This window comes from Corallococcus sp. AB018 (assembly GCF_003986945.1).
Classification (GTDB): domain Bacteria; phylum Myxococcota; class Myxococcia; order Myxococcales; family Myxococcaceae; genus Corallococcus; species Corallococcus exiguus.
Genome location: NZ_RAWR01000366.1, coordinates 1 through 5,237 on the forward strand (window position 1 = coordinate 1; position 5,237 = coordinate 5,237).

5 protein-coding genes are annotated in these 5,237 nt (G+C 71.9%); 1 reads left to right on the forward strand and 4 read right to left on the reverse strand.

Features of this window, described 5'->3' with window-relative positions; translation table 11 throughout:
- Window positions 1-1,526, forward strand: a 1,526-nt coding sequence (locus D7Y11_RS41430; protein ID WP_233607572.1) for a DUF3943 domain-containing protein, incomplete at its 5' end; no start/stop codon positions are given.
- Window positions 1,527-1,541: 15 nt separating this feature from the next.
- Here D7Y11_RS41430 and D7Y11_RS41435 read toward each other — a convergent pair.
- The 4 genes from D7Y11_RS41435 to D7Y11_RS41450 form a co-directional block, all read right to left on the reverse strand.
- Window positions 1,542-2,156: an MOSC domain-containing protein gene (locus tag D7Y11_RS41435; protein ID WP_126936422.1), complete on the reverse strand. Its 615-nt coding sequence runs from the start codon at window positions 2,154-2,156 to the stop codon at window positions 1,542-1,544.
- A 36-nt stretch (window positions 2,157-2,192) separates the two neighbouring features.
- Window positions 2,193-3,167: an MBL fold metallo-hydrolase gene (locus D7Y11_RS41440; protein WP_120581595.1), complete on the reverse strand. Its 975-nt coding sequence runs from the start codon at window positions 3,165-3,167 to the stop codon at window positions 2,193-2,195.
- A 63-nt stretch (window positions 3,168-3,230) separates the two neighbouring features.
- The gene (locus D7Y11_RS41445; protein ID WP_306770496.1) at window positions 3,231-4,151 is read right to left on the reverse strand and encodes a DMT family transporter; all 921 of its coding nucleotides are present in this window, start codon (window positions 4,149-4,151) and stop codon (window positions 3,231-3,233) included.
- A gap of 87 nt (window positions 4,152-4,238) precedes the next feature.
- On the reverse strand, window positions 4,239-5,237 hold a 999-nt coding region (locus tag D7Y11_RS41450; protein WP_306770497.1), incomplete at its 5' end, for a GNAT family N-acetyltransferase.

Below are 5,237 nucleotides of genomic sequence, written 5' to 3' on the forward strand. Positions count from 1 at the left end.
GGGCATGGCGCGGCGGACTCCGGGGGCCGTGGCTGCCGCGAGGCGTGGCGCTGGCGTGCGCCCTGCGCGCCTGCGTCGCGTCCGCGGACGGTTCGCCACAGGACATGGTGCGCTCCGTCCCGTCCAACGTCATGGCCCTCTGCGCGGCGCGGCTTTCGCCCGGCCAGGAGACCCAGTGGGCCCCCTGTCCTCCCGCGGCCGAGCAGAGCCCCTCGCTGCCGGAGGATGCGCCGCTGAAGGAGGACAGCATCCGGGACAACCCCGAGCCCCACCCGTGGATTGCGTTGGGGGAAGTGACCGCCATCAACCTGGTCGTCTGGACGTACGACCGGTACATCGCGCACAAGGACTGGGCGTACATCTCCCCGTCCGTATGGAAGGAGAACTTCCGCACGGGCTTCGTCTGGGACCAGGACGGCTTCTCCACCAACCAGTTCGCCCACCCGTATCACGGCAGCCTCTACTACACGGCCGCGCGCGACAACGGCCTGCCGTTCGCGGCCGCGGTGCCGCTCACCTTCCTGGGCAGCCTGCAGTGGGAGATGTTCGCGGAGAACGAGCCGCCATCCGCCAATGATCTCATCAACACGACCGTGGGCGGCGTGGCCATGGGCGAAGCCCTCTACCGGCTGTCCTCGCTGGTGCTGGACACAGAGGCCCGGGGCCGCGAGCGCTTCGTCCGCGAGCTGACCGCCGGCGTCATCAGCCCCATGCGCGGCATCAACCGCGTGGTGCGCGGCGACGTTTCGTACCATGGCCCCTCGCCGACGGAGTGGTGGCCGGATGACATCGCGGGCTGGGCCTCGCTGGGCTACCTCAAGCTGGGCGACGGCAAGTCCCTGGCCTGGGGCGAGGATCAGTTCTTCATCCAGGGCGCCCTGCGCTACGGCGATATGTACCGGGGCGCGAACCACCGCCCCTTCGACGCCTTCGACGCGCGCGTCCAGTTCACCACCCGGGAGACCAGCCTCGTCACCAACGCGCGGCTGCAGGGCCTGCTGGTGAAGTCCACGCTCTGGAGCGCCGAGCGCGACGAGCTGCGCCTGGGACTGCTCCAGCAGCTCGGCTACACGGACACGCTCGCGTATGAGGTGGGCGGCCAGTCCCTGGACCTGGGCCTGCTGCACGAGCACCGGTTCCTCAACCGCTCCCGGCTGAGGACCGCGCTGCTCGTGGACGGCAGCCTCCTCACCGGCGTCACCTCCGAGCACACCGACAGCGAGGGCAACGAGGGCCGCGACTACGACTACGGCCCCGGCCTGGGCTTCCAGCTCCAGATGGCGTACCTGCGCGAGGACTGGGAGCTCGTCACGCTGGAGGCGGGCGCCTTGCACGTGCTGGTGGTGGACGGCTCGGGCGGCGCGCACCGGGTGCACCAGGCCCAGCTGCAGGTGGACCTCCCCGTGTACAAAAACCTGGGGATGGGCTCGCAGCTGAACTTCTTCCGGCGCCACAGCCGCTTCGACTCCTTCCCGACCGTGACGAAGGACACCTGGCAGCTGCGCATCTTCCTGTCCCTGCACTGAAGGCAGGGAGGGCGCTCAGCCCACCGCCTCCGACGGCGGCGCGGAGGGCAGCGAGTACGTCACTGGCGGCGGCAGCATCACGCGCACCTCGTCGCCCGCGCGGATGAGGCCCGGGCGCTCCACCCAGCCCACCAGCCCGCGCTTCTGCCACGCGGCCTTCACGAAGCGGCCCGCGAGGCCCTTCATGTCCGGGTGGTGCGCTTCAATCACGCGGCCTGGCCCCACGCAGGGCAGGTTCTCCCCTTCCATCACCAGCGTGGCCTCTTCCGGGAAGAACAACCGCGTCCCCGGCGGCAGGTGCGTCAGCCGGGGCACGCCCACGAGCTCCAGGTTCGCGCCCAGCCACGACGCCAGCACGTGCGGCACGCCCAGCGTGCGCGCCACCTCCACCATCTCCTCGCGCGACACGATGGAGAGCTGCCGCGTGTTGCGGATGAGCGTGCCCTTGGGGAACCACGGCACCCGCACGTCCGCCTTGCGCGTGAGGCCCGCGTGCCGGTCTCCCTCGATGCCTTCGAAGGTGACCCTCAGCTCCGGGACCTCCCGGGTGACGAAGCGCTTGGGTTCAGCGTCCGTGCACAGCAGCACGTTGGCCAGGTGTCCGGTCAGCGAGGGAGCAGGAGTGGGCATATCGGGCGCCCGTTCCAACACGCGGCCGCGACAAAATCAAAACAGGGTCATCTGCTGCGGCTTGCCCAGCGGGCGGGCGTCCGTGCCCGCGTCGCGCAGCGCCTGCGCCAGCTCCTCCGCGAAGCCGTGGCAGGTGATGACATCCCGCGCGCCGGTGTCCTTCACGTAGCGAATGAGGGACGGGAAGTCCGCGTGGTCCGACAGCGGGAAGGCCACGTCCGCGCCGTAGCGCCGCGCGCCGCCGGGGTCCATGGCCCAGCCGGTGAGCACCGCCGTCGCCCGGGGCCAGTGCGGCGCCAGGGCCCCGCCCCGCGCCAGGTGCGGCGGGAAGAAGAGCACCTCGCCCGGCTCCACGCGGCCGTCGTAGCGGCGCAGGTTCTCGATGGGGACGCCCAGCTCCGCGTACAGCTCCGCGACTTCGAAGATGGACGGATGCGCCACCAGGTGGAAGCCGCGCAGGGCCAGCTGCTTCATCGCCTCCTGGCTCTTGCCCAGCGGATAGCCCAACAGCACCGGCGTCACGCCCCGGCTCAGCTGCGCGCGCAGCCACGTCTCCACCTGCCCCAGCACCTCCGGGCGCGGCGGGAAGCGGTAGCGCGGATGACCGAAGGTGGACTCGATGACCAGCGTGTCGCAGGTCGCGACCTCCGTGGCCTCCGCGGTGAGCGACGGCGCGGTGTTGAGGTCCCCCGTGTAGACGATGCGCTTGCCATCCGCGCGGGTGACGCGCAACTGCGCGCTGCCCAGGATGTGGCCCGCGGGCAGCAGCTCCAACAGCAGCGGGCCCAATTCGAACGGACGGCGGAACGGCACGGACAGCGGGGCCGCCACGGGCCCCAGCCGGTGGGCCATGAAGCGCAGCGTGGCCGCCGTGGCGATGGTGCTCTCGTGACGGGCGATGTGGTCCGAGTGCCCGTGGCTGACGAAGGACAGCGGCGACTTGCGCTTCGCGTCCAGCGACAGGGGCGTGCCCGTCAGGTGCAGGCCGTTGCGTCTCAGATCCACGCTCATGGGATGGGCGCTGTCATAACGCGGCCCGGCCGCTCGTGCTCCTGCCGGGGCCGCGTCGGATGCTCAGGCGGCGGGCGTGCGGCCCCGTGCCCGCCATCCGTCCCACACCGCCGTGCCCAGCTCCGACGCGAAGACGCCCACGACGATGAGCGCGCCGCCCAGCCACTCCTTCGGGCCCAGCACCTCGCGGCCCACCGCCACGGAGTAGGCCGAGGCGAACACCGGCTCCAGCGCGAAGATGAGCGCCGCGCGCACCGCGCTGGTGCGCGCCTGGCCCCACGTCTGCACCAGGATGGCCACCGCGCTCGCGAGCACGCCACACGCGAGCACCGCCCCCACGAGCGGCGGGGTCCACTCCAGCTTGCGCTCCACGAAGGGCAGGCACAGCGCGGACATCACCGCCACGCCGACCAACTGCACGGACACCAGGCCCACGGCGTTGTCCTTCGTCGCGAAGCGCTCGGTGAGCAGGATGTGGCCCGCGTACGCCACCGCGCACCCGACGGACAGCCAGTCCCCCAGGCGGAAGCCCCCCAGGCGCCCCGGCAGGGCCTCCTCGGTGGGCCGCGTCAGCCAGTACAGCCCCACCGCCGCCAGCACCACGCCCACGGCGGTGCCCCACCGGGGCAGCCGCTTGAGCAGCACCATGGACATCAGCGGAACGAAGAGGACGTTGAGGCCGGTGAGGAACGCCGCGCGCGACGGCGTGGTGTCCGTCAGCCCCACGGTCTGGAGCACGAAGCACACGAACAGCACCACGCCCAGGAGCAGTCCCTTGGAAACGATGCCGGGCGAGAACATCCGCCCGCGCGCGATGAGCGCCATCACGGCCGCGCCCACCACGAAGCGCAGGGTGAGGAAGGTGAAGGGGTCCGCGAACGCGAGCGCGTCCTTCACCACCACGAACGTCAGGCCCCAGAAGACGGTGAGGAGCACCAGCGCTCCGTCCGCCTTCCACTGCGCACCCTCACGCCCTTCAGACACCGGATCCACCCTTCCCCGCCCACGGCATGAAGCAGGACGCCCAGCCGTTTGGCCCAGCCACCGGAGAAGCGCAACCCCCGTGGGGCGTCAGACGGGAAGCGGGCGCACCAGCACGACCAGTCGCTTGCTCCCCCCAGCCGCGTCCCACTGCTGGTTCGTGGCGACGGTCAGCGCGTCCGGCGCGGGGCGGAACCCCAGGCCAGAGAAGGTCCGCAGGGAGGCGGTGTTGTCCTCGTCGATGTCCGCGTGGAGCCGGTCCGCGCCCTGCCGGTGGATCTCCTCCACCAGGCACCGCACCAGCGCGGTGGCCACGCCCATGCGCCGCACCTTGGGAGACACCACCAGCGAGCGCACCCAGAAGCCATCCAGTGACAGTCCCTCCTGGTGGTAGTCGTCCGCCCACGCGAAGCCGAGCAGGTGCCCCTGCGCGTCGAAGGCGCCCGCCGCCGCGCCCACGCGCCTGTCTTGCGGCAGCCCCCACCGGTCGCGCAGCTGCCGGCGCAGGAAGGTGCCGGACACCACCAGCCGCTCCGTGGCGAAGGCGAGCAGCGGGTCCAGGTCGTCCGGGCGCACCAGCCGGATCTCGAGCGGGCCCACGAACTGGCGGCGCAGCGGCTTCGTCCACCCGGAGAACAGGTCGCGCAGGTGGCGGAACACCGCCCGGGACGCGGGCTGCGTCCACACGCCAGACAGGGTGCGCTGCAAGAGGAACAGCGCCGGCCGGGTGGGCCGGGGCAGCCGCATCACCCACCGCCCGCGCTTGAGCGCGACGATGCGCCCCACCAGCTCCCCGCCCGCCACATCGGTGCCGCCCAACTGCGACTCCGTCCCCCAGGGTTGGGTGGAGAGCACCACCTGCGCGGCCAGCCGGGGCCCGTGCCGCACCAGCGCCACGTCCCCGCGCGCCAGCCGCTCCGGCCCGCAGCGCAACAGCCGCACCGCGTCCCCGCTGCGGAGCAGCGGGTAGAGACACCGCCCCATGCCGCGCACCCACAGCCGGTGGCCGAAGGGCAGCGCCGCAAGCAGGTCCGCGAGCTCGGCCGTCGAGACGCCACCAGAGGGCATGACACCCACTCTGTCATGAAG

Bases quoted from the DNA above. Each gene is read 5' to 3' on its own strand.
- D7Y11_RS41435 (WP_126936422.1), bottom strand. From the start codon at position 2,156: ATGCCCACTCCTGCTCCCTCGCTGACCGGACACCTGGCCAACGTGCTG.
- D7Y11_RS41440 (WP_120581595.1), bottom strand. From the start codon at position 3,167: ATGAGCGTGGATCTGAGACGCAACGGCCTGCACCTGACGGGCACGCCC.